Origin of the sequence: Cryobacterium sp. MDB1-18-1 (genome assembly GCF_004402735.1) — a bacterium.
Classification (GTDB): domain Bacteria; phylum Actinomycetota; class Actinomycetes; order Actinomycetales; family Microbacteriaceae; genus Cryobacterium; species Cryobacterium glucosi.
In genome coordinates this window covers 15,693-41,818 of sequence record NZ_SOFR01000046.1, presented here as the reverse complement: position 1 = coordinate 41,818, position 26,126 = coordinate 15,693, and the positions used below count along the sequence as shown (strand labels likewise).

Sequence of the window (26,126 nt, the reverse complement as noted above, 5' to 3'; positions counted from 1 at the left end):
GGGACCCGCGGCGTTGGCGACGTCCCGCGCAGCGAGCGCGGCGGTCTCCCCCTCGGAGGACGAGGCGGGGCCTCCGCGGCCACGGCTAGAGCTTCCGGCCCGGGGTGGCGGTCAGCCAGGACCGGAGGGCGACCTCGCAGTCCGTGATCTGGTGCACGGCGACGCGCTCGTCGTCGGCGTGGGCCTTGAGCGGGTCGCCGGGCCCGTAGTTGACGGCAGGGATGCCGAGGGCGGAGAACCGGGCGACGTCCGTCCAGCCGTACTTGGGCCGGGCTTCGGCTCCGACGAAGGCGAGGAATTCCTGCGCGAGCGGGGCGTCGAGTCCCGGGCGCGCGCCCTCCGCGCGGTCGACGACGGTGATCTCGTACCCGGCGAACAGTTCGCGCACGTGCTCGAGGGCCTCCGCGGAGCTGCGGCTCGGGGCGAAGCGGTAGTTGATGTGCACCATGCACTCGTCGGGGATGACGTTGCCGGCGATGCCGCCGCTGATCCCGACGGCGTTCAGGCCCTCCCGGTAGACGAGGCCCTCGACCTCGACGGCGCGAGGCTCGTAGCCGGCGAGGATGGCGAGGATCGGGGCGGCCTTGTGGATGGCGTTCTCGCCCACCCAGCTGCGGGCGGAGTGCGCGCGCAGCCCGTGGGTGCGCACCTCGAACCGCAGGTTGCCGTTGCAGCCGCCCTCGACCTGGCCGTTGCTGGGTTCGCCGAGGATGGCGAAGTCGCCCTCGAAGAGGTCGGGGCGGTTCCGGGCGAGCCGGCCGAGGCCGTTGAGCTCGTCGGAGACCTCCTCGTGGTCGTACCACATCCAGGTCACGTCGAGGCCGGGGTCTGTGAGCTCGGCGGCGAGCTTCAGCTGAACGGCGACGCCGGCCTTCATGTCCACCGTGCCGCGGCCCCACAGGTGCTCGACGCCGTCGACGGTCTCGAACCGGGTCGGCAGGTTGTCGTTGACCGGGACGGTGTCGAGGTGGCCGGCGATGATGACCCGCCGGTCGCGGCCGAGGCGGGTGCGCGCGACGACCGTGTCACCGTCGCGGATGACCTCGAGGTGCGCGAATCCGGTGAGCGCCTGCTCGACGGCGTCCGCAAGGGGGGTCTCATCACCGGAGACGGACTCGATGTCGCAGATCGCCTGCGTGATCGAAACGGAGGACGCGGCGAGGTCGAGCTGGCCGGCGCGGCGGGCGCCCGCTGCATCCGGTGCGGGGTTCACGTACGGGTTCACCGGCGGGGATGCGGGCACGGACACGGGCTGGGGGGTCGAAGGCACCCTACTAATCTAGAGGAATGACCGAGACAGAGTCCCCGCAGTCCGCCGTCCCCACCACCGCCTGGGGCTACGGCCTGGCCACCGTCGCCGAGGACGGCACGGTCCTCGACACCTGGTTCCCCGCTCCCCTGCTCGGCTCGCTGCCCGCCGGCCGCGACCGGTGGATCGTGCCCGCCTCGGTCACCGAACTCGCCGGGGCGGACCCGCGGCGTGCCGTGCGCCTCGAGACCGTGACGATCGAGATCGACCTCACCGCGCCGCCGGCCGGCACTGCGGATGCCTACCTGCGGCTGCACCTGCTCTCGCACCTGCTCGTCAGGCCCAACAGCATCAACCTCGAGGGCATCTTCGGCCACCTGCCCGTCGTGGTGTGGACGAACGCCGGCCCGATGCTGCCCGCCGACTTCGACCGGCTGCGCCCGGCCTTGCAGCGCGCGGGCATCCAGGCCAGCGGCGTTGACAAGTTCCCGCCGCTGCTGAACTACGTCACCCCCGACCGGGTGCGGATCGCGGACGCCTCGCGGGTCCGCCTCGGCGCCTACCTCTCCCCCGGCACCACGGTCATGCACGAGGGCTTCGTGAACTTCAACGCGGGCACCCTCGGCGTCTCCATGGTCGAGGGGCGCATTTCGCAGGGGGTCGTCGTCGGCAACGGCGCTGACATCGGCGGCGGCGCCTCGATCATGGGCACCCTGTCCGGCGGCGGCACCGAGCGCGTGCGCATCGGTGAACGCGCCCTGCTCGGCGCGAACTCCGGCATCGGCATCTCGATCGGCGACGATTCCGTCGTCGAGGCCGGCCTCTACGTCACGGCAGGCACGAAGGTATCCCTGCCCGACCAGCCGCGCACCGCGGACGGCCGCATGCAGACGATGAAGGCCGTCGAGCTGTCCGGGGTGCCGAACCTGCTCTTCCGACGCAACTCGATGTCGGGCGCCGTCGAGGTTCTCGCCCGCAGCGGGAACGGCATCGTCCTGAACGAGCAGTTGCACGCCTGACTCTGGTCCGACGAAAGCGGATGCCCGGCACGCGATCGCGTGCCGGGCATCCGTCGTTCTGCGGGTGTGCAGCTAGCGACGGGGGAAGTCCCTGGCCGGGGAGCCCGTGTACAACTGCTGTGGGCGGCCGATCTTCGTCGTCGGGTCCGCGTTCATCTCGCGCCAGTGCGCGACCCAGCCGGGAAGGCGGCCCACGGCGAAGAGGACCGTGAACATGCTCGTCGGGAAGCCCATCGCCTTGTAGATGACGCCGGTGTAGAAGTCGACGTTGGGGTAGAGCTTGCGCTCGCGGAAGTAGTCGTCGTTGAGGGCGATGTGCTCGAGCTCCTTGGCGATGTCGAGGAGGTCGTCCTTGACGCCGAGGGCGGCGAGCACCTCGTCGGCGCTCTCCTTGACGAGGGTCGCGCGCGGGTCGTAGTTCTTGTACACCCGGTGGCCGAAGCCCATCAGGCGCACGCCCTGCTCCTTGTTCTTGACCCGTTCGACGAACTTCTCCACGCTCTCGCCGGAGGCCCTGATCTCGCCGAGCATCTTGAGCACGGCCTCGTTCGCGCCGCCGTGCAGCGGACCGGAGAGAGCGCTGATGCCGGCGGACACGGAGGCGAAGAGGTTGGCCTCGGTGGAGCCGACGAGGCGCACGGTCGACGTCGAGGCGTTCTGCTCGTGGTCTTCGTGCAGCATCAGCAGGCGTTCGAGCGCCTTGCTCACCACGGGATCGACTTCGTACGGCTCCGCGAGGGTCCCGAAGATGAGCTTGAGGAAGTTGTCGACGTAGCCGAGGGAGTTGTCCGGGTAGAGGAAGGCCTGCCCGACGCTCTTCTTGTGGGCGTACGCCGCCATGACCGGAAGCTTGGCGAGCAGGTGGATCGTGGCGATTTCGACCTGGTCCGGGTCGTTCGGGTCGAGCGAGTCCTGGTAGTACGCGGCCATCGCGGAGACGCCGGAGGCGAGCACGGACATCGGGTGCGCGTTGAACGGCAGCACGTCGAAGAAGCGGCGCATGTCCTCGTGCAGCAGGGTGTGCTTGCGGATGCGCTTGTCGAAGGCCTCGAGCTCGCCTGCGCTCGGCAGTTCGCCGTAGATGAGCAGCCACGCGGTCTCAAGGAAGTTGGAGTTCTGGGCGATCTGTTCGATCGGGTAGCCGCGGTAGCGCAGGATGCCCTTGCCGCCGTCGATGTACGTGATCGCCGAACGGGTCGCCGCGGTGTTCACGAAGCCGGAGTCCAGGGTGACGAGCCCGGTCTGCCGGGTCAGTGTCGAGATATCGATGCCGGAGGGGCCCTCGGTCCCGTGGGCGATCGGGAACTCGGCGATGCCCCCTGGGAAGGCGAGCGTCGCCCCCAAGGGGTCGATGGACGGTGTTCGCTGTACGACGTCGCTCACGGCGCCTCCCTGAATATCACTGAGTGTCACTGAATCACTGCCTTACGGACTGGGGGTGGCCGCCATGGCACACCGGTGTGGCTAGAGACGTCCAAGCGGATACAGCCTAATCGGCCCCACCACCTACTGTTGCATCCGCCAAACTTTCGGCAGTTTCACCGGAGGAGTGCCACAAGAATGTCGATGTTACCCGCTCCGGGTACACCGTGGGCAGTTGCTACTCTAGCGACCGGAGCCGAGCGGCGGCTGCGTGGATGCGCTCATCCGTCGCCGTGAGCGAGAATCGAACGTGCTGCGGGTACCCGTCCCCGTAGAAGGATCCCGGTCCGGCGAGGATGCCGAGGCCGGCGAGTTCGGCGATCGACTGCCAGCAGTCGACCCCCTTCGTCGCCCACAGGTAGAGGCCGGCCTCGCTCCTGTCGATCCGGTACCCGGCGGCCTCGATCGCCGGCAGCAGCACGGCTCGCCTGCCCCGGTACCGTTCACGCTGGGCCGCAACGTGGGAGTCGTCGCCGAGGGCGGCCACCATCGCGGCCTGGAGCGGCTGCGGGAGCATCAGGCCGGCGTGCTTCCGCACGGTGAGCACGCGGGCGAGCACGTCGGCGCAGCCGGCCGCGAAGGCGCCGCGGTAGCCGGCCATGTTGGACTGCTTGCTGAGGGAGTAGATCGCGAGCACGTTGCGCCGGTCGGTGCCGATCACGCGCGGGTCGAGGATGCTGGGAATCGGCTCGGACGCCCAGGGTCCCGCCCAGCCGAGCTCGGCGTAACACTCATCGGACACGATGACGGCCCCGAGGTCCCGCGCGCGCGCGACGGCGGCACGCAACTCGGACACCGACAGCACGCGGCCGTCGGGGTTTCCCGGGCTGTTCAGCCAGATGAGCTTCGTCGTTGCCGGCCACGCGGCCGGGTCGTCGGAGGCGAACGCGTCGCATCCGGCCATCGCGGCGCCGATCGCATAGGTGGGGTATGCCGCGAGCGGGTGGACGACGGTGTCGCCCTCGCCGAGGCCGAGCATGAAGGGCAGGAGGGCGACGAGTTCCTTGGAACCGATCGTGGGGAGCACGTTGGCCGGCGTCAGCCCGGCGACCCCGCGACGGCGCGCATACCAGTCGACGATCGCGGCCTGCAGCTCAGGCGTGCCGACGGTCTGCGGGTACGCGTGGGCATCCGTTGCCGCGGCGAGGGCGGTGCGCACGACGTCCGGGGTCGGATCGACGGGCGAGCCGATCGACAGGTCGACGATGCCGTCGGCGTGCGCGCGGGCCTGGGCCGCGAACGGTGCCATCTGGTCCCACGGGTAGTCAGGGAGCGGCTTGAGCACGACCGGTCAGACCTGCGGGGGCAGGACGGCGATGATCGGGTGGTCCTTGTGGATCACGCCGACCTTCGCGGCGCCGCCGGGAGACCCGATGTCATCGAAGAATTCGACGTTGGCCTTGTAGTACTCGGCCCACTGCTCGGGGACGTCGTCCTCGTAGTAGATGGCCTCAACGGGGCAGACCGGTTCGCAGGCGCCGCAGTCGACGCATTCGTCCGGGTGGATGTAGAGGGAACGGTCGCCCTCGTAAATGCAGTCGACCGGGCATTCGTCCACGCAGGCGCGGTCTTTCACGTCGACACACGGCAGGGCAATGACATAGGTCACGAGCGGGGAGCTCCCTTCACGAGCTGAACGTCCAGTCTAGGTCAAGCGCCCCGGGTCAGGCGTCGTGGCTCAGGCGTCGTGGCTCAGGCGCCCTGGCCCGACCGGCCCCTTCGCTGCGGGAGCCGCGGCCAGGCCAGCACGAGCGAGGCGACGAGGGTCGGCAGCACCGTCCACAGCGTGCCGGCCAGTCCGGCGGGCACGAGCACGGAACCGCCCGTGCTCTTGAGCGACAACAGGAAGATCGATCCGACGAGGCCGATCGTGCACGCGAGCACGACCACCCGGTCGTCGAGCACGAGCCGGAGGCCGACGAGGAGGGCGCTCGCAGCCAGTGTCGCGAGAACGAGGCCGACGGGCAGGGTCACGGGGCCGAGCACGAGTGTGGCCTGGTGCGCCACCGTGCCGAGCACCCCGAAGACCACGCCGGCGGCGAGAGCGAAGAGGCTCGCGACGGCGCGCAGCGCTCCGGTCGCGAAGGCGCCGGCCGGCGCCGGGTCCGCCGGGTCCGCCGGGTCTGTCGGGTCCGCCGGGGACGGCTGCTTCGCCGCGCCCTCCGGGTCCGCTCCGGGCTGCGGTGCCTGAACGGCGGATGCCGCGGCCCGGCCTGCGGGCGCGGCCGGCGGCGGTATGGCCCGCAGGTAGGTTTCGGTTCCCGTGACCGACCCGGCGGGGTCCCCGGGACGGACGGCCGTCACGACGCGTCCGTCAACGGTCCAGCGGTCCGGGTATGCGGAGAGGGCGGCGAGCTTCTGCTCGATGTGGTCGCTGACGTCGATCGCGACGATCCGCTGCCCGATGGCCTCGGTGACCCCGCGACTCACGAAGACCGGCACCCGGGAGGCGTGCGCGGCATCCACTGCAGCAGCCTGGAGCAGCTCGCTGCGGGCGCCGATCACGATCGCCGTCGCCCGGACCTCGTCGAGCACGGCGCGCACGGCCGCGGCGGGGTCTGTCGAAGGGGGCAGGACACGCCAGTCGCTGACGCCGAGTGCGGAGAGTGCCGCACGCACATCGGAGCTCGCCCCCGAGGTGCTGTCACCGGTGTCACCCGGCGCCCGGGCGCCGAAGAGCACGACGACCCCTGCGTCATCGCCGCGCAGGCGGGCAATGGTCCCGCCGGTGAACCAGGCCTCGTCGCCGGGACGGTCGTGCACGAAGACGATGCGTTCTGCACTGCCGGACATGACCATCGATGAGCTCCCCAGGGTCGGATTGGCGGACACCCACCTCAGAATAATAACTGGACATTCGCGGCCGACCGCCGGTAGAGTCGCTCGAGTAAGGATAGCCTTACCAAACTCAACCGCTCCCGAAGACCAGGAAACCGTGCTCGCAAACTATCTGATCGGCCTCCGTGAGGGCCTCGAAGCCGCACTCATCGTGACGATCCTCGTCGCCTATGTCGTCAAGATCGGGCGGAAGGACGTTCTGCCGCGAATCTGGGCGGGCGTCGGACTCGCCGTGCTCCTCGCGCTCGCCATCGGCGCCCTGCTCACCTACGGCACATACGGCCTCTCGTTCGCGGCCCAGGAGACGATCGGCGGACTGCTCTCGATCGCCGCAACCGGGCTCGTGACCTGGATGGTGTTCTGGATGCTCCGCACCGCGCGCACCCTCTCGAGCCACCTCCGCGGCAGCATCGACAAGTCCCTGCTCGGCTCCGGCATCGGGCTCGTCGTCGTCGCCTTCATCGCCGTCGGCCGGGAGGGCATCGAAACGGCGCTGTTCCTCTGGGCCGCCGTGCAGGCGACCGGGGAGACCACCCTGCCGCTCCTCGGCGCCTTCCTCGGCATCGTCACGGCTGCCGGCCTCGGCTGGCTGATCTACTCGGGGATGCTGCGGATCAACCTCACGAAATTCTTCACCTGGACCGGCGGCATCCTCATCGTCGTCGCGGCCGGCGTGCTCTCCTACGGCGTGCACGATCTGCAGGAGGCCGGCGTCCTGCCGGGCCTGCACAGCATCGCCTTCGACGTGAGCGCCGCCATCCCGCCGGACAGCTGGTACGGCACCCTGCTCAAGGGAACGCTCAACTTCTCCCCCGCGACGACCTGGCTCGAACTCCTGGTCTGGGTCGCCTACGTCGGAACCACGCTCACCTTCTTCGCCCGCGCAGTCCACCGCGGCCGCACCCGAACCACCTCGACGGAGGATCTGCCCGACACCGTGCTGGCAAGCGCCTGATCGCTCCGCAACCCGAAAACTCCCGTCGGCTCGGTTCGAATCGGCTCGGTTCGAATCGGCTCGGTTCGAATCGGCTCGGTNTCGGCTCGGTTCGAATCGGCTCGGTTCGAATCGGCTCGGTTCGAATCGGCTCGGTTCGAATCGGCTCGGTTCGAATCGGCTCGGTTCGAATCGGCTCGGTTCGAATCGGTTCGGGCTCCCTCGCTCGCCCGTCGCACACCGGGCGCGCCCGGCATCCGCGCCGCGGACCATGTTCCCGCCCCACCACCCCTAAGGACTCCATGCAGCCCCGAATCCTCCCCCTCGCCGGGAGCGTCACCCTCGGCCTCGTCTCCCTGCTCGCCCTCACCGGCTGCGTCCCGAACGCCTCGGCGCCCGGCGCCGCGCACGCCGCCCTGACCGTCGACAGCAGCGCGACGGCGTGCACCGTGTCCGGAGCGGAGGCCCCGGCCGGCAACGTCACCTTCACCGTCTCGAACTCCGGAGACCAGGTCACCGAGTTCTACCTCCTCGGCGACGACCAGCTCCGCATCGTGGGTGAGGCGGAGAACATCGGCCCCGGCCTCAGCCGTACCCTCGTCGTCGACCTGAGCGCCGGCAGCTACTTCACGGCGTGCAAGCCCGGCATGACCGGTGCGGGCATCGGCCAGGCCCCGTTCACCGTGACTCCGGCGAGCGCTGCGGATGCCGCGACGAACGCCCCCGGCGACGCCGAACTCAGCGCGCGCATCGACACCGCGAACGCCAACTATGCGTCCTACGTGAAAGACCAGATCGGCCAGCTCGTCACCGGGACCGCCGCGTTCGCCGCCGCATACACCGCCAGCGACGACGACACCGCCCGCGGACTCTACGCGGCCACCCGCGCGCACTGGGAGCGGGTCGAGACCGTCGCGGAATCCTTCGGCGACCTGGATCCGAAGCTCGACCTCCGCGAGGCCGACCTCGAAGAGGGCCAGGACTGGACCGGCTGGCACGCCATCGAGAAGGACCTCTGGCCGACCGAGGCCGAAGCTGGCTTCGCCGCATACCCGGCCGCCGAGCGCGCTCGCCTTGCCGGACTGCTCGTCACGGACACGGCGACCCTGAACGAGAAGGTGCAGCCGCTCACGTTCACTCTTTCCCAGCAGACCAACGGCGCGATCGGTCTCCTCGACGAGGTCGCGAGCGGCAAGGTCACCGGCGAGGAGGAGGTCTGGTCACACACCGACCTCTGGGACTTCCAGGCCAACGTCGACGGCGCCCGGGTGCTCTACGCCGGGGTGCGGGAGGTCCTCGTGCAGAAGGATGCCGCCCTCGCTGCAACCCTCGACACCCGCTTCACCGCCCTGCAGAGCCTCCTCGACGCCCAGCGAGTCGGCGACGGCTTCGTCCTGTACACCGACCTGTCCACCGGCACCGTCAAGGGCCTCGCCGACCAGGTCAACGCCCTCGCCGAACCCCTCGGCCGGCTCACCGCGGCTCTCGTCCTATGATGAAGGGCGGCGATTCGCGAGAGCGGAAAAATGGCCCCTTCCCGCGCGCCGAAGGGGCCGAAACTCCGCTCTCGCGGGAGGAAGGGGACGACCAGGCGGATGCCGGCGCGAGCGCGTCGGGGACGGCGCCCGCCGTCGGGGCGCCAGCGAAAGCCCCGCGCGGCATCTCCCGGCGCGGCCTCCTCGGCCTCGCCGGGGCAGGCGTCGCGGGCCTCGGCATCGGTATCGCCGCTGACCGCGGGGTCCAGGCCCTCGCAGCGGCGGGCGCCCCGGCAGCGGGCAGCACCGTCTACCCGTTCTACCAGGATCACCAGGCCGGCATCGTGACGCCCGCCCAGGACCGGCTGCACTTCGCGGCGTTCGATCTGACCCCAGGAGCCAGCCGCGCCGACCTGGTCTCCCTGCTGCAGGACTGGACGACCGCGGCCGCAGCCCTGACCGCCGGTCACGACATCGGCCGGTACGGGGCCGTCGACGGGCCGTACGATGCCCCGCCAGAGGACACCGGCGAGGCGTTCGGGCTGCCTCCGGCCGGCCTGACGATCACGGTCGGCTTCGGCCCGACGCTCTTTGCGACGAGCGCAGGCGAGGACAGGTTCGGCCTCGCATCCGCTCGCCCGGACGCCCTCGTCGACCTGCCGCACTTTCCAGGAGACCAGCTCGATGCCGCGCGCAGCGGCGGCGACCTCTGCGTCCAGGCCTGCGCCGACGACCCGCAGGTCGCGGTGCACGCGATCCGCAACCTGTCCAGGATCGCCTTCGGTCGCGCGGCGATCCGCTGGTCGCAGCTCGGCTTCGGTCGCACCTCGTCGACGAGCACGAGCCAGGCCACCCCGCGCAACCTCTTCGGGTTCAAGGACGGCACCGCCAACATCAAGGCCGAACAGCCGGCCGTCGTCGACGACCAGGTCTGGGTCGGCGCGGGCGACGGCCCCGCGTGGCTCACCGGGGGCTCCTACCTCGTCGCCCGGCGGATCCGGATGACGATCGAGACCTGGGACCGCACCGCACTGCGCGAACAGGAAACCGTGTTCGGCCGCACCAAGGGCGAAGGCGCCCCGCTCTCCGGCGGCACCGAATTCACCGAGCCCGACTTCGCCGGCACCGGCAAGGACGGCGCCCCGCTGATCGACCCGGCCTCACACGTGCGCCTCGCCCACCCCGCCCAGAACAAGGGGGTGCAGATGCTGCGGCGCGGTTACAACTTCGTGGACGGCAACGACGACCTCGGCCGGCTCGAGGCCGGGCTGTTCTTCATCAGCTACCAGCGCCGCCCCTCGCAGTTCACGACCGTGCAGCTCGCCCTCGCGCGGCACGACGCCATGAACGAGTACGTCCGGCACGTCGGTTCAGCCCTTTTCGCCGTCCCGCCCGGCGCCGCCCGCGGCAGCTACCTCGGCGCCGCCCTCTTCGCCTGACCGCCGCCGCGGCGCATCCGCCCGCGCTTCCTGCCGCGAGAGCGCACTTGTGGCCCTGAAAACGCGGTGAGAAGGGCCACAAGTGCGTTCTCGCGGACCGTCCGGGGGTCTCGGAGCAACCCTCGCGGATTCTCAGGATCGTGGAGCGATCGGTAAGGGTAGGCTAACCATCCCCGTGCTATCGTGATGCTGCATCAGTATCCAGACCAGAACCGGAGTGCCGTGCTCGCCAACTACCTGATCGGACTCCGAGAGGGGCTCGAAGGTGCCCTCATCGTCACCATTCTCGTCGCCTACCTCGTGAAGATCGCCCGCCGCGACCTGCTCGGCCGTCTCTGGACGGGCGTCGGCCTCGCCGTGCTCCTCGCCCTCACGATCGGCGCCGTGCTCACCTTCGGCACCGCGAGCCTTCCGGAATCGGCCGAACCGGCCATCGCCGGCACGCTCTCCATCGCCGCGACCGGCCTGGTCACCTGGATGGTGTTCTGGATGCTGCGCACGGCCCGCGACCTGAGCGGCCACCTCCGCGGCACGATCGACCGCTCCCTCGTCGGCACCGGCGTCGGCCTCGTCCTGATCGCCTTCCTCGCCGTCGGGCGGGAGGGCATCGAAACGGCCCTGTTCATCTGGGCCGCCGTGCAGTCCACCGGCGAGACCACGCTGCCGCTCATCGGGGCCGCGCTCGGCATCCTCAGTGCGGTCGGCCTCGGAGCGCTCATCTACTTCGGCATGCTCAAGATCAACCTCGCGCGGTTCTTCACCTGGAGCGGGGCGATCCTGATCGTCGTCGCGGCCGGGGTACTCTCCTACGGTGTGCACGACCTGCAGGAGTCCGGGATCCTCCCCGGCGAGCACAACCTCGCCTTCGACGTGAGCGCCGCCATCCCGCCGGAGAGCTGGTACGGCACGCTGCTGAAGGGCACCCTGAACTTCTCGCCGGAGACCACCTGGCTCTCGCTGCTGGTCTGGCTCGCATACGCCGGAACGGTGCTCACGATCTTCCTCGTGTCGAGCGCCCGCAACCGGGCCGGGCGTCCGGTCGTCGCCCCCCGCGTCGATGCCGTGAAGATGGCCGCCACCGCCCGCTGAGCCCGCTGAACGCGCTGAACCCGCCGCACCGCCGCACCGTCGCCAAAGGAGACCACAGATGCCCGAATTCGTCCGGTCGGCCGATGGCACTCGGATCGCGTACGATTGCCTCGGTTCCGGGGACCCGGTCATCGTCGTCGGCGGTGCCTTCAACACCCGGTCCTCCCCGTATCCGCTCGTGACCCTGCTCGCCGAGCACGTCACGGCGTACACCTTCGACCGGCGCGGCAAGGGCGAGAGCCCGGAATCCGGGCCGTACGCGGTCGAACGCGAAATCGAGGACCTGGCCGCCCTCGTCGCCGTGGCCGGAGGCGCAGCCGGCGTGTACGGCCATTCCTCCGGAGCGATCCTGGCGATCGAGGCCGCCGCCGCCGGCGTGCACATCACCCGGCTCGCAGTCTACGAGCCGCCATACACCGCCGATCCGGAGCACCCGGCCCCGGCGGACGACCTCGGCCTCCAGGCCGCCCTCGACGCCGGAGACCCCGCTGCCGCAGCGGCGCTCTTCCTCCGCATCACCGGAATGGACGACGCGGCCGTGCGCTCCATCACGTCCGCACCGTTCTGGCCTGGACTCGTCCACCTCGCCCCCACCCTGCCGCACGAACTCGCCCTGACGGGCGACGGCCTGCCCCCTCGTGAACGCCTGGCCGCGATCACGGCACCCACGCTGGCACTCGCCGGTGGCAGGAGCCCGGCCTGGGCAGCCCGTGCAGCCGTGGCCGTGGCGTCCTGCGTCGCCGACGGTACGGTGCTGACCGTGCCCGGCCAGGGTCACGACGTCGACCAGGCCGTGCTGGCCCCGCTGCTCGCCGACTTCTTCCTGGGCCGCTGACCTCGTTCCGCCGATTCCGTGCCGCCGCGGGAACCTTTTCCGCCGCCGGGGCGTTGGAACCTGCATGAGAGCAATCGTCTACAGCGAAACCGGCACCCCCGACGTCCTCCGTCTCGTCGAACGCGATCTTCCGCAACCCGGACCCGGCGAGGTACGGGTGCGCATCCTCGTCTCGGGCGTGAACCCCACCGACTGGAAGTCGCGCGCGGGCAGCCGGCCCGGCGAAGCGCTCTTGTTCCCCGAGGTCGTGCCGAACCAGGACGGCGCCGGCATCGTCGACGCCGTCGGCGCGGGCGTCGAGCGCCTGGACGTCGGCGACCGGGTCTGGACGGCCATCGCCGCGTACGGACTCGCCTCCGGCGGCACCGCCCAGGACTTCACCGTGCTCCCGGCCGAACGGGTGTACCCGCTGCCGGACTCGGCGAGCTTCGACCTCGGCGCGACCCTCGGCGTTCCGGCCATGACAGCGCACCGCGCGCTCACCGTCGCCGAAGACGGACCCCGGCGCCTCTCCCCCGGTGCACTCACCGGACGGACTGTGCTCGTCGCCGGTGGCGCAGGCGCGGTCGGCCACGCGGCCATCGAGCTGGCCCGCTGGGCAGGGGCGACCGTCATCACGACGGTGAGCAGCGCGGAGAAGGGCGCACTCGCATCCGCCGCCGGCGCGCACCACGTCGTGAACTACCGCGAGGCGGATGCCGCCCGCGCCATCCGGGCGCTGGCGCCCGAAGGCGTCGACCTTGTCGTCGAAGTCGCTCCCGCGCAGAATGCGGTCCTCAACACGGCCGTGATCCGCACCCGCGGCTCGATCGCGGTGTACGCGACGACGGGAAAGCCGCTCGCGCTCGACATCCGTTCCCAGATGACCCTCAACGTGCGCTACCAGTTCCAGTTGCTCTACACGCTCGGCCAGGACCTCCTCGACGCCGCAGCCGCCGACATCGGTTCGGCCATCGGTGACGGCGCCCTCCACGTCGGTGCCGAAGCCGGCCTGCCCCTGCACCGCTTCCCCCTCGAGAGCACCGCGGGCGCGCACGCCGCCGTCGAGGCCGGCCTGGTCGGCAAGGTCCTCATCGACGTCGCCCCCTGAGGAATTCGGCGGGCAGGCGCCGTTCGGGGCCCGGCGGTCAGGAGACCGGCGTGACCGTATAGAGCAGGCCGTCCGTGTTTCCAGCGACGAGCACCGCGTAGTGGTCGTTCTTCATCGAGACGAGACCTGCGGAGCCCACCGTCGCCGAGACGTCGCTCCCGGCCACGAAACCGGCGGCCGTCAGGGTCCGGGTGGCCTCGGCTACGGGATCGGCGGCGGTTGCCTTGACGGTCACGGTCCAGCCGGGCTTGTCACCCTTCTGGGCCGACGCGAACAGGATTTCGCCGTCGACGATGGGCACCTCGGACGGCCAGCCGGCCGGGAGCGCGCCGCCCAGGCTCACGTCTCCGTTTGTCGCACCCTGCACGGCCCCGTTCACGGCCTTCTGCGCGGCGTCGGCGCTGCATCCGGTCAGCAGCGTGCCGCCGACCAGGGCAAGCGCGATCGTCGCCAGGACGCGGGCGTGCAGGAGGGGTGTCGTCATCTTCTTCTCTTCCTCAGTCGTGGGGCAAAACAAACGGCGCCGGCGGTGCCGCTCTGGTCTACCAGAGCGTAACCGCCGGCGCCGCCGACAAGCTGGGACTAGTTCGCGTCCTGCTTCTTGATGCGCGAGACGTTGCGTGCGCGAGCGGATGCCGCGAGCTCGACCTTGCGGATACGCACGATCGCGGGGGTCACCTCGACACACTCGTCTTCACGGGCGAATTCGAGGCACTCCTCGAGCGTCAGCTGACGCGACGGCGTCATCGACTCGAAGGTGTCGGAGGTGGACTGACGCATGTTGGTCAGTTTCTTCTCCTTGGTGATGTTGACGTCCATGTCGTCGGCGCGCGAGTTCTCGCCGATGACCATGCCTTCGTAGACCTCTTCGGTCGGGTTGACGAAGAAGGACATCCGCTCCTGCAGGGCGATGATCGCGAACGGCGTCACGACGCCGTTGCGGTCGGCGACGATCGAGCCGTTGTTGCGGGTGATGATCGGGCCGGCCCAGGCCTCGTAGCCGTGGAAGATCGCGTTGGCGATACCGGTACCGCGGGTGTCGGTGAGGAACTGGGTGCGGAAGCCGATCAGGCCGCGGGACGGAACGATGAATTCCATCCGGACCCAGCCGGTGCCGTGGTTCGCCATGTTCTCCATGCGGCCCTTGCGCGCGGCGAGGAGCTGGGTGATCGCGCCGAGGTACTCTTCGGGCGAGTCGATGGTGAGGTGTTCGTACGGCTCGTGGATCTTGCCGTCGACGCGGTGCACGACGACCTGCGGCTTGCCGACGGTGAGCTCGAAGCCTTCGCGGCGCATCTGCTCGACGAGGATGGCGAGGGCGAGTTCGCCACGGCCCTGGACCTCCCAGGCGTCCGGGCGTCCGATGTCGACGACCTTCAGGGAGACGTTACCGACGAGTTCGCGGTCGAGACGGTCCTTGACCATGCGGGCGGTGAGCTTGTGGCCCTTGACCTTGCCCATGATGGGCGAGGTGTTGGTGCCGATCGTCATCGAGATGGCGGGCTCGTCGACCGTGATGGTCGGCAGCGCGCGGGGGTCGTCGGGGTCCGCGAGGGTCTCACCGATGGTGATGTCCTCGAAGCCGGCGACGGCGACGATGTCGCCGGGGCCCGCGCTCTCGGTCGGGTAGCGGTCGAGAGCCTTGGTGATCAGGAGCTCGGTGACGCGCACGTTGTGCACCGAACCGTCGTGCTTGATCCAGGCGACGGTCTGGCCCTTGCGGATCGTGCCGTGGAAGACGCGGAGCAGCGCGAGGCGGCCGAGGAACGGCGAGGCGTCGAGGTTGGTGACGTGGGCCTGCAGCGGGTGCTCGTCGTCGTAGACGGGGGCCGGGATGTGCTCGAGGATCGCTTCGAAGAGCGGCTCGAGGTCGGCGTTGTCGGGCAGCTGGCCGTTCTCGGGCTGGTTGCGGCTCGCGGCACCGTTACGGCCGGACGCGTAGACGACGGGGACGTCGAGAATGGCGTCGAGGTCGAGGTCGGGGTGCGTGTCGGCCATGTCGCTCGCGAGGCCGATGAGCAGGTCCTGGCTCTCCGCGACGACCTCTTCGATGCGCGCGTCCGGGCGGTCGGTCTTGTTGACCAGAAGGATCACGGGCAGGTGGGCCTCGAGCGCCTTGCGCAGCACGAAGCGGGTCTGCGGCAGCGGGCCCTCGCTCGCGTCGACGAGGAGAACGACACCATCGACCATGGACAGGCCGCGCTCGACCTCGCCACCGAAGTCGGCGTGGCCGGGGGTGTCGATCACGTTGATCGTGATGGGGCCGTCGGTGGCGTGGATGCCCTTGTACGAGATCGCCGTGTTCTTGGCGAGGATGGTGATGCCCTTTTCGCGCTCGAGCTCGTTCGAGTCCATCGCGCGCTCGTCCACGTGCGAGTGGTCCGAGAACGAGTTGGTCTGCTGGAGCATCGCGTCAACCAGCGTGGTCTTGCCGTGGTCGACGTGGGCGACGATTGCGACATTTCGGAGGTTATTGCGCGTGGCAATCGCCATGAAGTGAATCCTTACGAAGAATGATGCCGCGGACAAACGGATGCGGCGAAGAATGGATGTATGTGGTCAAGGTCCGACCCAACGGATAATCCTACCGCACTCTCCCTGCCGGGAGGCTGGGAGCCCCGTTGCGGCCGCGTCTCCGGGGTGTTCCGGGCATCCGCTTGGACGACGAACGGGGCGGGGACCGCAGTCCCCGCCCCGTTTCCCGGCGCTGAAGCCGGTCGGTCCGGTCTAGCGCCCGAACTCGAAGTTGCCGCCAGGGATCGCGGCGAGCAGCTCCTGCGTGTAGGTCTGGCGGGGATTGTCGAAGACCTCGTCCGTCGTTGCGGCCTCGACGATCCGGCCCTGCTGCATGACGCAGACGTTGTCCGCGACGAGGCGGACCACGGCGAGGTCGTGGGTGATGAACAGGTAGGTCAGGTCGAGTTCCGTCTGCAGCTCGGTCAGGAGGTTGAGCACCTGGCCCTGCACGAGTACGTCGAGGGCGGAGACCGCCTCGTCGAGCACGAGCACGTCCGGCTTGAGCGCGAGCGCCCTTGCGATCGCGATGCGCTGCCGCTGGCCGCCCGAGAGTTCGCTCGGGTAACGGTGCCGGGAGGCCCAGGGCAGGGAGACCTGGTCGAGGAGCTCGCGCACCCGTTCCTGTCGTTCCTTCGCCGTGCCGACCTTGTGCGCGAGCAACGGCTCTGCGATCGTGTTGCCGACGTTGTACTGCGGGTCGAGCGAGCCGTAGGGGTCCTGGAAGACCGGTTGCACCCGGCGCCGGAACTTGAGCAGGTCCGCGCCCTTGAGGCCGGCGACGTCCTGGCCGTCGAACTCGATCCGGCCGCTCGTGATGGTCTCGAGCTGCAGGATGAGCTTGGCGACGGTGGACTTGCCGGAGCCGGACTCGCCGACGAGAGCGGTCGTGGTGCCCTTCTGAATGCCGAAGGACACATCGTTGACCGCGAGCAGGTCGTTGTACTTCAGGCCCTTGGTGCGGATCCGGTACATCTTGGAGATGCCCTCGACCGAGATGAGGTCCTTGGTCGGGGCGGCGTCTTCCCGCTCCCTGGCGCGCTTGATCAGGACATCGTCGTTCGCCCCTGCCACGGACGTGGCGGGAGCGGCGACGACGGGATGCTTGGCCGACTGGATCCGACGCGATGCGAGGCTCGGAGCCGCCGCAACGAGACGCTGCGTGTAGGGATGCTGCGGGTTGGCCAGGATCTCCTGCGAGGGCCCGGATTCGACGACCTTGCCCTTGTACATCACCACGAGCTGTTCCGCACGCTCGGCGGCGAGGCCGAGGTCGTGGGTGATGAACAGCACGGACGTGCCGTAGTCACGCGTGAGGGTGGCGAGGTGGTCGAGAATCTGGCGCTGGACGGTCACGTCGAGCGCGGACGTCGGCTCGTCGGCGATCAGCAGCTTCGGACGGGCCGAGAGGCCGATCCCGATCAGCACGCGCTGCCTCATTCCGCCGGAGAACTGGTGCGGGTACTGCTTGAGCCGGTCCTCTGCGTCGCTGAGCCCGGCCTCCTTGAGGACCTCGATCGTGCGGAGCTTCGCGGCCTTGCCCTGGGCGACGCCGTTGGCACGGATCGCCTCCTCGACCTGGAAGCCGATGTTCCAGACGGGGTTGAGGTTCGACATCGGGTCCTGGGGGACGTACCCGATCAGGCGCCCGCGGACGTCCTGCATCTCCTTGGCCTTGAGGGTGGTGAGGTCGCGGCCCTCGAACAGGATCTGGCCGGCGGTCACCTTGCCGGTGTTCGCGAGCAGGTTGATGATCGCCTGCGCCGTCGTGGTCTTGCCCGAACCGGACTCGCCCACGATCGCGAGGGTCTGGCCCGGGTACAGGGTGAGGTTGACGCCGCGAACGGCGGGAACGACTCCGTGCTGGGTCTGGAAGCCGACCTCGAGGTCGCGGATCTCGAGGAGCGGGGAATTCTCGTCGCGTACGGCGGTGGTCACTGGTTCGATCACGGTCTGGCTCATCGGCGTGCCCTCGATTCGGGGTCGAGTGCGTCGCGCACGGCGTCGCCGAGCATCAGGAAGGCGAGCACGGTCATGGACAGGGCGATGGCCGGGTAGATCAGCACCTGCGGGTTTGTCCGGATCGAGGTCTGGGCCGAGTTGATGTCATTGCCCCAGGACATGATCTGCGGGGGCAGGCCGATGCCGAGGAAGGACAGCGTCGCCTCGGCGACGATGAACGTGCCGAGGGAGACCGTCGCGATCACGATCACGGGGGCGATCGCGTTGGGAACGACGTGACGGACGAGGATCCGGAACTTCGAGACGCCGAGGGCGATGGACGCCGTGACGTAGTCGGAATTCCGGGCCGAGAGCACGGAACCGCGCATGATCCGCGCGATCTGGGGCCACGCGAAGATCGACAGCACCAGGGCGATCGTGACCGGGGTGCGGTCCGGGAGGACCGACATCAGGACGATGGCACCGAGGACGGTCGGGACGGCGAAGAAGATGTCGCCGATCCGGGAGACGATCGCGTCGAAGACGCCGCCGTAGTAGCCCGCGAGGGCTCCCACGACCACGCCGAAGAGCGTGACGATGACGGTTGCGAGCAAGCCCACGGTGACGGAGGCCTGGGTGCCGTGGATCATCCGCGAGTACACGTCACAGCCCTGGCGGGTGAAGCCGAGCAGGTGCCCCTCTTCCGGGCCCTTGTTGCTGTTGGCGAGCAGGCAGTTCTGGTCCGGCGGCACCTGCGTGAAGATGCCGGGGAAGAGCGCCACGATCACGATCAGCAGGATGAGGACGGAGGAGATCCAGAAGCTGGGCTTGCCGCGCAGCGACTCCCAGGCATCCGCCCAGGTGCTGCGGGCCTTCTCGGTCTCGTCCAGGCGGTCGACCGCCGCGACGGGGGTGTCGTCGAGAGCCGCGACGAAGTGCGGCTGCGTGTTCCGGTTACTTGGCATAACGAATCCTCGGGTCCAGGGCTGCGTACAGCAGGTCGACGAGCAGGTTCGCCAGCACGAAGATCACGACCATGACGGCGATGAACGACACCACGGTCGGTCCCTCGCCGAGTTTGATCGCCTTGTAGACGGTGCCGCCGACACCGTTGATGTTGAAGATGCCCTCTGTCACGATCGCGCCGACCATCAGGGAGCCGAGGTCGACGCCGAGGAAGGTGACGACCGGGACAAGCGAGTTCCGCAGCACGTGCACGGTGACGACGCGGCGTCGCGACAGCCCCTTCGCCGTCGCGGTGCGCACGAAGTCAGCACCGAGGTTCTCGGAGACGCTGGCCCGGGTGAGCCGCACGATGTACGCGAACGAGACGGATGCGAGCACGATGGCCGGCAGGACCAGCTCGGAGAGCGGCGCCTCGCTGCTGACCGTCGTACGGGCCCAGCCGAGCTTGACCGCGAACACGTACTGCAGGATGAAGCCGATCACGAACGTCGGCACGCTGATCAACAGCAGGCTGACCACGAGGGCGCTCGCGTCGAAGAGCTTGCCCTTGCGGAGTCCCGCGACGAGGCCGACGAGGATACCGGCGACGGACTCGAAGAACAGCGCGAGGAGCGCGAGCCGGGCGGTGATCGGGAAGGCGGCGGCCATCACGTCGGAAACGGCACGACCGGAGTACGTGGTGCCGAGGTCTCCGTGGAAGAACCCGCCGATGTAGATGAGGTACTGCACGATGAACGGCTGGTCCAGGTGGTACTGGATGCGGAGCTGTTCGATCACGCCGGGTGCCGGTTGCCGGTCACCGAAGAGTGCAGCGATGGGGTCTCCGGGGAGGGAGAACACCATGAAGTAGATGAGGAAGGTGGCGCCGAAGAATACCGGGATCATCTGGAGCAGGCGTTTGCCGGTGTACCAGAGCATCAGGTTCCCGCGCTGGAACGAACGGACATAAGGATCACAATCACTGGTCGAGTCTAGCGAGCGATGCCCGGGACTGAGTGCCCCGGGCATCGCTACGCATGAAACTGGGTCTTATTTTGTGGAGTTAGCCTTTGGTGATTTCGTTGTACAGCGGCACGGAATCCCAGCCGAAGACGACGTTCTCAACCTTGTCGGACCAGACGGCGGTCACGTTGGAGTACCAGAGCGGGATGGTCGGAAGGTCCTTGAGCAGGACTTCCTGGGCCGCCACGTACTTCGCGGTCGCGTCGTCGACGGACTTCGCTGCCGAACCCTCCTTGAGGAGGGTGTCGAACTCGGTGCTGCTGTACTGCTCGTAGTTCGAGCCGGCACCGGTCTGGTACAGCGGCGCGAGGAAGTTGTACATCGAGGGGTAGTCGCCCTGCCATCCGGCGCGGGTGGCACCGGTCAGCTTGTGCGCCTTGCGGTCGGCGAGAGCGGCCTTGAAGGTCGCGTACGGCTTGCCGACTGCGTCGATGCCGAGGGTGTTCTTGATGCTGTTGGCCACGGCGTCGACCCAGGCGGCGTGTCCGCCGTCCGCGTTGTACGCGATGTCGAAGGTGCCGGTGTACGGGGAGATCTTGTCAGCGGCAGCCCAGTCCTTGACGGCTTCTTCCTTGTTGAACTTCAGCACGTCGGACCCGTCGAGGGAGTCGGAGTAACCCGCGATGACCGGCGAGGTGAAGTCGGTCGCGGGGGTGCGGGTGCCCTGGAAGATGACGTCCGTGATTTCCTTGCGGTCGATGGCCATCGAGATGGCCGCGCGACGCAGCTTGCCCTCTTCGCCACTCCAGTGCTCGAGGTAGTACGGCATGTTGAACGCCTGGAAGATCGCGGCCGGCTGGTTCACGAATCGCTCCGGGAAGTCAGTCTGGTATGTCGCGAACGCGGAGTCGGGGACGGCGTCGAGGACGTCGAGGTTTCCGCCCTGCACGTCGGCGTATGCGGCATCCGTCGAGGAGTAGAAGACGATGCTCAGGCCGCCGTTTGCGGGGGTGCGCAGGCCCTTGTACTCCGGGTTCGTAATGAGGTCGATCTTGACGTTGTGCTCCCACGCGCCGGTCTTGGCCAGCATGTACGGGCCGTCGCCGATCGGGTTCTCACCGAATGCCGCCATGTCGGCGTATGCGACGGACGGCAGCGGCATGAAGGCCGTGTAGCCGAGGCGCAGCGGCCAGTCGGCCTCCGGCGAGGCGAGCGTGACGGTGAAGGTCGTGTCGTCGACGACCTTGAGCCCGGTGAGCTCGGTGTCGGCGTCGTAGCTGAAGCCCTCGATGTCGTCGAAGAAGTAGGAAGCGCTCTGCGTGTTACTGAACTTGGCACCATAGTTCCAGGCGTCGACGAACGACTTGGACGTGACGGCCTCACCGTTGGTGAACTTCCACCCGGTGTTGAGCGTGATGGTCCAGTGCTGTGCGTCGTCGGCCGAGATCGACTTGGCGACCTCGTTCTTGCCCTCGCCCTTGGCGTCGTAGGACACCAGTCCGGCATAGATCGAGGTCATAATCTTGCCGCCACCGGTTTCGGTGGTGTTCGTCGTGATCAACGGGTTCTGCGGTTCGCTGCCGTTGGTCGAGATGATGGCTTTCGCGTCACCCGTCTTCGCCGGCGTCGTCGAGCCGCTGGCACAACCGGAGAGCATGAGCGCTCCCGCTGTGGCCAGAGCGATGGGAATGCCCAGTCTCCTGATTTTCAATTTTCCTCCAGTGCGCAGGGAAACGCCGCGCGATTCGGGACCGCGAAGACGCCTCAGATACTTCTGACCCTAAGTATTCGTTGAGCCAAAAGCACAATCATGAGTCGAATCGTTACCTCGACGAAACATTCTGCGCAAACATGTTGCGCAGATGGGCGTTCTTTCGCCGAAACTCGCGCCGCTCTGCCGGGATCGCTCGCCGCCACGCCCTGCCGGCATCGATGCGAGGATAGGGGGATGACTGCTGGTATCCCCGCGCGCGCGACTGTGTTGATCTTCGACGGCGACTGCGCATTCTGCACGACCGCCGTCGGCTGGATGCGCCGCTTGTTGCCGGCAATGCCGGATGCGTCGCCGTACCAGTGGTCCGATCTTCCGGCGCTCGGCCTGACCGAGACGGATGCCCGCTCCCGGGTCTGGCTCGTCGATTCCGCTGGAGCGCGGTTCGGCGGTGCCGCCGCAGTGGCCGCCCTGCTCCGCCACCAGCCGGCTCCCGGCCTGCGTTTCCTCGGCTGGCTCGGCACCGTGCCGCCGTGGTCGTGGGCCGCTGAGGCCGGCTACCGGGTGGTGGCCCGCAACCGGCACCGCCTGCCCGGCGGGACCCCGGCCTGCCGGATGAAGCCGGCCGAGTAACCATCAGCGGAGGGAGCACCAGCGGGATGAGCACCAGCGGCAGGGATTCTTCCGGCGTGGTCCCCGCGGGGACCAGGGGCGTGAACCGGGCGCGACTGGCCTGGGAAGTCGTCATCGTCCTCGGGTTGTCGCTCGGGGCATCCGCCGTGTATTCGATCGTGTCGATCATCGCGCGCCTGACCGACACGACCCCGCTCGGCAACCAGTCGACGACCATCAACGGCTCGCAGTCGACCCGGGAATGGCTCGACTTCACCTACCAGTTCCTCGGCTTCTTCTTCGAGCTGTTCTCGGTCGCCCTCGTGCTCTACCTGCTCTGGCGGCCCGGGGCCAGCAGTTTCCGGCGGCTCGGCTTCGACCTGACCCAGCCGCGGCGGGACCTGGCGGGCGGTGTCCTGCTCGTGCTCGCCATCGGCATCCCCGGTCTCGGCCTCTACCTCGCGGGACGGGCGCTCGGGATCACGGTCGCGGTCGTCGCCTCCCCCATCGACACGTTCTGGTGGACGATCCCGATCCTGCTGTTCTCCGCGCTCCGCGCCGCGCTCAGCGAGGAGCTCATCGTCGTCGGGTACCTCTTCACCCGGCTCAGGGAGCTCGGCTGGTCGACCTGGACGATCATCACGGCATCCGCACTTCTCCGTGGCAGTTATCACCTGTACCAGGGCATCGGGCCGTTCGTCGGCAACGCGGCCATGGGCGTCGTCTTCGGGTGGTGCTACACCCGCTGGGGCCGCACGGCGCCGCTCGTCGTGGCGCACACGATCCTCGACGTGGTCTCCTTCGTCGGCTACCCCCTCGCGCTGTCCTGGTGGCCCGCCCTCCTGGCTCCCGCCACCTGAACCGCACGCTCCCCCGCGGCCCGTCCCCGTCCCGCCCCGTCCGTAGTACCGCCGATTTCCTTCCGCGAGAGTACAGTTTTGGCCCTTAAGCCGATGATTTAAGGGCCAAAACTGTACTCTCGCGGCCGGGCTACGGACGCGTCAGGGCGCAGCGGATGCTGCTAGTCGGCGAAGGCCTCTGGCGGCGGGCAGGCGCAGACCAGGTTCCGGTCTCCGAAGGCGTTGTCGATCCTGCGGACCGGCGGCCAGTACTTGCCCCGGATGAGGCTGCGCAGCGGGTAGACGGCGGTCGCGCGGTCGTAGGCGTGCTCCCACTCCCCCTCGATCACTGACTGCGCCGTGTGCGGGGCATTGTGCAGAGGGTTGTCGTCGGCCGGCCAGACGCCGGCGGCGACGGCATCCGCTTCGGCCTTGATCGCGATCATGGCCTCGATGAAGCGGTCGATTTCGCCGAGGTCCTCGCTCTCGGTCGGTTCGACCATGAGCGTGCCCGAGACCGGGAAGCTCATCGTGGGCGCGTGGAAGCCGTAGTCGACGAGGCGCTTGGCGACGTCGTCGACGGTCACGCCCGTCGCGGCGGTCAGCGGGCGCAGGTCGAGGATGCACTCGTGTGCGACGAGACCGTTCTCCCCGGAGTAGAGCAGAGGGTAGGCGCCCTCGAGCCCCTTCGCGACGTAGTTGGCGGCGAGCACCGCAGCGCCGGTGGCCTGTTTGAGGCCGGCCGCGCCCATCATGCGCACGTAGGCCCACGAGATCGGCAGGATGCCCGGGCTCCCGTACGGTGCGGCAGAGACCGGGCCGCCGCCGTGCACGACGGTTCCGACGGTGCCGGTCGCGATGCCCGTTGCGATTGCGCCCACGGTGGCGCCGCCGCGCAGGTAGTGCTCCGCGTCCTGGGCGAGCGGGTGGCCCGGCAGGAACGGCGCAAGGTGCGCCTTGGCCGCGACCGGGCCGACACCGGGTCCGCCGCCGCCGTGCGGGATGCAGAAGGTCTTGTGCAGGTTGAGGTGCGACACGTCGCCGCCGAAGTCGCCGTACCGGGCGAAGCCGAGCAGCGCGTTGAGGTTGGCGCCGTCGACGTAGACCTGCCCGCCGGCCGCGTGCACGGCCTGGCAGATGGTGCCGACCTCGTGCTCGTAGACGCCGTGCGTCGAGGGGTAGGTGATCATGAGCGCGGCGAGGCTGTCGGCGTGCTCGGCGATCTTCGCGCGCAGGTCGTCGAGGTCGACGTTCCCGAGGTCGTCGCACGCGACGACGACGACCTTCATGCCGGCGAGCACGGCGGATGCCGCGTTCGTGCCGTGCGCGCTCGACGGGATCAGGCAGATGGTGCGTTCAGCGTTGCCGTTGGCGAGGTGATAGCCGCGGATGGCGAGCAGCCCGGACAGTTCGCCCTGGCTCCCCGCGTTCGGCTGGAGCGACACGGAATCGTACCCCGTGACATCCGTCAGCCACGTCTCGAGCTGCCGGATGAGTTCGAGGTAGCCGTCGACGTCGTCGCGTGGGGCGAAGGGGTGGATTCCGCTGAATTCGGGCCAGCTGACGGCCTCCATCTCGGTCGCCGCATTGAGCTTCATGGTGCAGGAGCCGAGTGGGATCATGCCGCGGTCGAGCGCGTAGTCGTAGTCGGCGAGGCGCTTGAGGTAGCGCATCATGCTCGTCTCGGAGCGGTGCGTGTTGAAGACAGGGTGCTCGAGGTACGTCGTGGTGCGGGCGAGCTCCTCGGGGAGCCCGGTGACGGATGCCTCGAGGTCGACGTGTCCGAAGGCATCCGTTCCGCCGAACGCGCCGAGCACGGCGGCGAGGTCGCTCCGGGTGGTGGTCTCGTCGACACTGATGCCGATCGTGTCGCAGTCGACCTGGTAGAGGTTGACGCCGGCGCCCGAGGCGCGGGCGACGATCTCGGCGGCACGGGACGGCATCGAGACCCGCACGGTGTCGAAGAAGGTGTCGTTCAGCACCGTCACGTCCGCGGCGCGGAGTGCGGCGACGAGCCGGCCGGCGTTCTCGTGCACCCCGCGGGCGATCTGGCGGAGCCCGTCCGGGCCGTGGTAGACCGCGTACATGCCCGCCATGACGGCGAGGAGCACCTGGGCGGTGCAGATGTTCGAGGTTGCCTTGTCCCGGCGGATGTGCTGCTCGCGCACCTGGAGCGACAGGCGGTAGGCCGGGTGGCCGGCCGCGTCGACGCTCACGCCGACGAGGCGCCCGGGCATCTGGCGTTCGAGGCCCTTGCGGACGGCGAGGTAGCCGGCGTGCGGACCGCCGAAGCCCATCGGCACGCCGAAGCGCTGGCTCGTGCCGACGGCCACGTCAGCACCGAGTTCGCCGGGCGACATGATCAGGGTGAGCGCGAGCAGGTCGGCGGCGACGACGGCGAGAGCGCCCTGGGCGTGTGCTGCCTCGATCACGGCGGCAGGATTCCAGACCGTCCCGGTCGCGCCGGGGTACTGCACGAACACGCCGAAGTAGTCGCCGAGCCCGGCGGAGGCATCGGCGTCACCGGCGGCGGCGGGCTCCGCGTCGGCGCCGGGCGTGCCGAAGTCGGTCTCCACGAGCTCGATCCCGAGCGCGGCGGCCCGGTTCGCGAGCAGTGCCTTCGTCTGCGGGAGCGCGTCGGCGTCGACGAGGAACCGGTGCGACGGCGACTTCGAGCCGCGCCGGGCGAGGAGCATGCCCTCGACGACGGCTGTCGACTCGTCGAGCATCGACGCGTTCGCGGTGTGCAGACCGGTCAGGTCGGCGATCATCGTCTGGAAGTTGATCAGCGCCTCGAGCCGGCCCTGGGAGATCTCGGGCTGGTAGGGGGTGTACGCCGTGTACCAGCTCGGGTTCTCGAGGACATTGCGCTTGATCACGGCCGGCGTGATCGTGTCGTAGTAGCCGAGCCCGATCATCGAGCGCTGTACGGTGTTGCGGCCGGCGAGGGCGCGCAGCTCCGCGAGCGCCTCGCGCTCGCTCGCTGCGGGCGGAAGCAGGGTGTCCGACTCCGACCGGAACGCGTCGACGTGGATCGAGGCGGGAACGGCGGCGGCCACGAGGGCGTTGACGGAGTCGTAGCCGAGGCGGGCGAGCATCGTGGCCTGCGCCGCGGCATCCGTGCCGATGTGCCGCTCGGTGAACGGGCGCTCGGTGGCCTGGGCTGAGGCCTGGGCGGTCAGGGTGGGACTGAGGTGCTTGGTCATCTGGC

21 protein-coding genes are annotated in these 26,126 nt (G+C 69.0%); 9 read left to right on the top strand and 12 right to left on the bottom strand.

Features of this window, described 5'->3' with window-relative positions; genetic code table 11:
- Positions 1 to 85: 85 nt before the first annotated feature.
- Complete coding sequence (gene dapE / locus E3O50_RS11930; RefSeq protein ID WP_134559145.1) at positions 86 to 1,213, bottom strand: succinyl-diaminopimelate desuccinylase; 1,128 nt, start codon at positions 1,211 to 1,213, stop codon at positions 86 to 88.
- A 74-nt stretch (positions 1,214 to 1,287) separates the two neighbouring features.
- On the opposite strand from dapE, the gene dapD reads away from it, so the two are divergent.
- Positions 1,288 to 2,268, top strand: coding sequence for a 2,3,4,5-tetrahydropyridine-2,6-dicarboxylate N-succinyltransferase (gene dapD, locus E3O50_RS11925; RefSeq protein WP_134559112.1), 981 nt, complete (start codon positions 1,288 to 1,290; stop codon positions 2,266 to 2,268).
- 72 nt (positions 2,269 to 2,340) lie between these two features.
- Here the strand turns inward: dapD and E3O50_RS11920 are convergent, their stop codons facing one another.
- From E3O50_RS11920 to E3O50_RS11905, 4 genes are all read right to left on the bottom strand, one after another.
- Complete coding sequence (locus E3O50_RS11920) at positions 2,341 to 3,651, bottom strand: citrate synthase (protein ID WP_198413359.1); 1,311 nt, start codon at positions 3,649 to 3,651, stop codon at positions 2,341 to 2,343.
- 217 nt (positions 3,652 to 3,868) lie between these two features.
- Positions 3,869 to 4,975 (bottom strand): succinyldiaminopimelate transaminase, encoded by a 1,107-nt coding sequence (gene dapC, locus E3O50_RS11915; RefSeq protein WP_255454132.1) that lies wholly within the window; start codon positions 4,973 to 4,975, stop codon positions 3,869 to 3,871.
- A gap of 6 nt (positions 4,976 to 4,981) precedes the next feature.
- Complete coding sequence (gene fdxA, locus E3O50_RS11910) at positions 4,982 to 5,299, bottom strand: ferredoxin (RefSeq protein ID WP_104099174.1); 318 nt, start codon at positions 5,297 to 5,299, stop codon at positions 4,982 to 4,984.
- A gap of 83 nt (positions 5,300 to 5,382) precedes the next feature.
- Positions 5,383 to 6,522, bottom strand: coding sequence for a hypothetical protein (locus E3O50_RS11905; RefSeq protein WP_134559110.1), 1,140 nt, complete (start codon positions 6,520 to 6,522; stop codon positions 5,383 to 5,385).
- A gap of 103 nt (positions 6,523 to 6,625) precedes the next feature.
- On the opposite strand from E3O50_RS11905, the gene efeU (E3O50_RS11900) reads away from it, so the two are divergent.
- From efeU (E3O50_RS11900) to E3O50_RS11870, 6 genes are all read left to right on the top strand, one after another.
- The gene (gene efeU, locus E3O50_RS11900) at positions 6,626 to 7,483 is read left to right on the top strand and encodes an iron uptake transporter permease EfeU (protein WP_134559108.1); all 858 of its coding nucleotides are present in this window, start codon (positions 6,626 to 6,628) and stop codon (positions 7,481 to 7,483) included.
- Between the two features lie 281 nt (positions 7,484 to 7,764).
- Positions 7,765 to 8,958, top strand: a complete 1,194-nt coding sequence (gene efeO, locus E3O50_RS11890) for an iron uptake system protein EfeO (RefSeq protein WP_134559107.1) — start codon at positions 7,765 to 7,767, stop codon at positions 8,956 to 8,958.
- Positions 8,955 to 10,376 (top strand): iron uptake transporter deferrochelatase/peroxidase subunit, encoded by a 1,422-nt coding sequence (gene efeB, locus E3O50_RS11885; RefSeq protein ID WP_241975345.1) that lies wholly within the window; start codon positions 8,955 to 8,957, stop codon positions 10,374 to 10,376. The genes efeO and efeB overlap by 4 nt, the downstream gene beginning before the upstream one ends.
- Positions 10,377 to 10,598: 222 nt before the next feature.
- Positions 10,599 to 11,465 carry an iron uptake transporter permease EfeU gene (gene efeU / locus E3O50_RS11880; RefSeq protein WP_134559141.1) on the top strand — a complete coding sequence of 289 codons (867 nt, stop codon included), beginning with the start codon at positions 10,599 to 10,601 and terminating at the stop codon, positions 11,463 to 11,465.
- Positions 11,466 to 11,523: 58 nt separating this feature from the next.
- Positions 11,524 to 12,300, top strand: coding sequence for an alpha/beta hydrolase (locus tag E3O50_RS11875; RefSeq protein ID WP_134559105.1), 777 nt, complete (start codon positions 11,524 to 11,526; stop codon positions 12,298 to 12,300).
- 64 nt (positions 12,301 to 12,364) lie between these two features.
- The gene (locus tag E3O50_RS11870; protein WP_134449532.1) at positions 12,365 to 13,390 is read left to right on the top strand and encodes an NADPH:quinone reductase; all 1,026 of its coding nucleotides are present in this window, start codon (positions 12,365 to 12,367) and stop codon (positions 13,388 to 13,390) included.
- Between the two features lie 37 nt (positions 13,391 to 13,427).
- On the opposite strand, the gene E3O50_RS11865 is transcribed toward E3O50_RS11870, so the two are convergent.
- The 6 genes from E3O50_RS11865 to E3O50_RS11840 all read right to left on the bottom strand — a co-directional run bounded on the left by E3O50_RS11865 (position 13,428) and on the right by E3O50_RS11840 (position 21,464).
- Positions 13,428 to 13,874 (bottom strand): hypothetical protein, encoded by a 447-nt coding sequence (locus E3O50_RS11865; RefSeq protein ID WP_134449531.1) that lies wholly within the window; start codon positions 13,872 to 13,874, stop codon positions 13,428 to 13,430.
- Positions 13,875 to 13,972: 98 nt separating this feature from the next.
- Complete coding sequence (typA, locus tag E3O50_RS11860) at positions 13,973 to 15,883, bottom strand: translational GTPase TypA (protein ID WP_134449530.1); 1,911 nt, start codon at positions 15,881 to 15,883, stop codon at positions 13,973 to 13,975.
- A 234-nt stretch (positions 15,884 to 16,117) separates the two neighbouring features.
- On the bottom strand, positions 16,118 to 17,866 hold the full coding sequence (locus E3O50_RS11855) for an ABC transporter ATP-binding protein (RefSeq protein ID WP_134449529.1): 1,749 nt from the start codon (positions 17,864 to 17,866) through the stop codon (positions 16,118 to 16,120).
- Entirely contained in the window at positions 17,863 to 18,810 is a 948-nt protein-coding gene (locus tag E3O50_RS11850; RefSeq protein ID WP_134559103.1) for an ABC transporter permease, read from the bottom strand. The genes E3O50_RS11855 and E3O50_RS11850 overlap by 4 nt, the downstream gene beginning before the upstream one ends.
- The gene (locus E3O50_RS11845) at positions 18,800 to 19,729 is read right to left on the bottom strand and encodes an ABC transporter permease (protein ID WP_134449527.1); all 930 of its coding nucleotides are present in this window, start codon (positions 19,727 to 19,729) and stop codon (positions 18,800 to 18,802) included. The genes E3O50_RS11850 and E3O50_RS11845 overlap by 11 nt, the downstream gene beginning before the upstream one ends.
- 124 nt (positions 19,730 to 19,853) lie before the next feature.
- Entirely contained in the window at positions 19,854 to 21,464 is a 1,611-nt protein-coding gene (locus E3O50_RS11840; RefSeq protein ID WP_134449526.1) for an ABC transporter substrate-binding protein, read from the bottom strand.
- A gap of 237 nt (positions 21,465 to 21,701) precedes the next feature.
- On the opposite strand from E3O50_RS11840, the gene E3O50_RS11835 reads away from it, so the two are divergent.
- Together E3O50_RS11835 and E3O50_RS11830 are read left to right on the top strand one after the other, a co-directional pair.
- Entirely contained in the window at positions 21,702 to 22,097 is a 396-nt protein-coding gene (locus tag E3O50_RS11835) for a DCC1-like thiol-disulfide oxidoreductase family protein (RefSeq protein WP_134449525.1), read from the top strand.
- 26 nt (positions 22,098 to 22,123) lie between these two features.
- Positions 22,124 to 22,936, top strand: coding sequence for a CPBP family intramembrane glutamic endopeptidase (locus E3O50_RS11830; RefSeq protein ID WP_134559101.1), 813 nt, complete (start codon positions 22,124 to 22,126; stop codon positions 22,934 to 22,936).
- Positions 22,937 to 23,097: 161 nt separating this feature from the next.
- On the opposite strand, the gene gcvP is transcribed toward E3O50_RS11830, so the two are convergent.
- Positions 23,098 to 26,121, bottom strand: coding sequence for an aminomethyl-transferring glycine dehydrogenase (gene gcvP, locus E3O50_RS11825; protein WP_134559099.1), 3,024 nt, complete (start codon positions 26,119 to 26,121; stop codon positions 23,098 to 23,100).
- Between the last annotated feature and the right edge of the window lie 5 nt (positions 26,122 to 26,126).